The organism is Vibrio sp. 10N.247.310.24 (genome assembly GCF_041467175.1).
Lineage (GTDB): Bacteria > Pseudomonadota > Gammaproteobacteria > Enterobacterales > Vibrionaceae > Vibrio > Vibrio tasmaniensis_A.
In genome coordinates, this window is sequence record NZ_JBFSUD010000171.1 from 1 (window position 1) to 1,873 (window position 1,873).

A 1,873-nucleotide genomic window follows, 5' to 3' on the forward strand; every position below is an offset into this window, starting at 1 on the left:
ACAAGCTTACTGGGTTAGGTATGCCTGAAACTTGTCGTATTGATTAAGAAATACGTATCCGCCCCACGAACCCACGGGGCGACTTGTCAGTGTTTGAAGTTCCAAGGTAGGAGTGCGTCGATATCAGGCTCTGCTTTCGCCAACTCTTTCATGCACTTGACCATGTAGTCGTAGAGAATAAGGCCGTTGGCTTTCGCGGTCTCGATGATGCTGTAAAGCATCGCGCTCGCATCAGCACCGTTTGGTGTATTAGAGAACAGCCAGTTCTTCCTGCCAATGACCAGTGGTTTAATTGCGCGTTCAGCGCGATTATTATCAATAGATAAGTGACCATCGTCGATATAATGAATGAGCTTTGACCACTGCCCGAGCGTGTATTTTATCGCTTTGCCTAGTGGGCTAGAGCCTGTCACCTTCTGGGTTGTCATCCATTGATAAAGCTCATCCAGTATCGGCTTGGCATACGCTTGACGCTCTGCTTTTCGCTCTTCGGCAGGCGCACCTTTTAAGCGTGATTCTATCCCGTAGAGTTTTTGGATTTTAGCCAGCGCCTTATCAGCCTTGCCCGATTTACCTTTCCCTTGAAGCTTCTTCGCATCCATGAACTTGCGCCGAGCATGCGCTAAGCACCCCACATTAGTGACTTGATGCAGACCATCATAAGCCGCGTAGCCATCGGTTTGTAGATAACCATTGTAGTCACCTAAAAAGGCAATAGGGCATGCCCTCGCGCGACTGTTTTGGTAGTCGTACAAGGCAATATTTTTCACATTAGACAGTGCGGCTTCGGGCGAGTCAGCGCCCGAGCAGTAGAGCCACATATAACACTTCTTCTCTTCCTTGAGCACATTGAGCGGCGTTTCATCCGCCTGAACCACCACTTGCTGAAGTAGGTACTTCTTCAAGGCGGCATACAGCGGGGCGAACTTCTCGCTGACTTGGATAACCCACCTTGCCATGGTGGTGCGTGATAACTCGATACCCGACTGGGTAAACAGCGATTCTTGGCGATAAAGTGGCATCGCGTACTGGTATTTGCCAAGAATGATGTTGGCCAGCAAGCTTTCTGTGGCGAAGCTTTTAGGGATGAGACTCTGAGGGGATGGCTTCTGAACGATATGGCTGCTGTCGCTTGTTTTCTCGCACTGGCGGCAAGCGTACTTAGGGCGAACATATTCCAACACCTTGAGTACCGCAGGCGTGAACTCTAGCTTCTCGCTGCGGTCTTCACCGATTTTATGCAGGCCATGATTACAACAAGAACACTGCTTTTCATGGTCGTCTAAATCGAGTTCGATAACCTCACGAGGTAAGGTCTTAGGCAGAGGTTTACGTTTACCACGCTTTTTCGTTGTGATCGTGGTTGTCACCTCAACTTCTTCTTCCTTAACGGCTTCACATTCCGCTTCGTTGAAGAGGTCACCTTGTGATTCATCGTAAGGCTTTAACGCCTCCGAGCGTTTAGCGAACTGGCGGTCGAAGGCGAGTTTGAGTTGCTCAAGCAGCGATTGGCGCTCTTGTTGCCATTGCGATTCCTTCTGCTCTTGCGAGAGCATCAGGGCTTTCACCATCGCTTGTAGCTCGGCAATATCTTGGCTTTCTGGGTTGATATTTGGCGTCTTTTTCATGGCATTGATTATACTAAAATCGTGCCGTTAACGCTTGGTATATAAGGCTTTATTCTCGATTAGCTCATTGTAAAATCGTTTATTTTTACGGGTTCATGGCCGATAATTGTGAAGCCAGAAAGCAGTCTATCAAGCTCAAATTGAGTGAGGGTAAACACCTGATTTTTCTCTTTTGAAGGCCACTTATACTTCAACACCTATCATTTAAGGTGTTTAGATCGCACAGTGTAGCGAGTCTTACTAAA

1 protein-coding gene is annotated in these 1,873 nt (G+C 47.9%); it reads right to left on the reverse strand.

Going from position 1 to position 1,873, the window contains the following annotated elements:
• Positions 1-86 precede the first annotated feature (86 nt).
• Positions 87-1,628 (reverse strand): IS66-like element ISVa5 family transposase, encoded by a 1,542-nt coding sequence (locus tag AB6E08_RS23110; RefSeq protein ID WP_372160330.1) that lies wholly within the window; start codon positions 1,626-1,628, stop codon positions 87-89.
• Between the last annotated feature and the right edge of the window lie 245 nt (positions 1,629-1,873).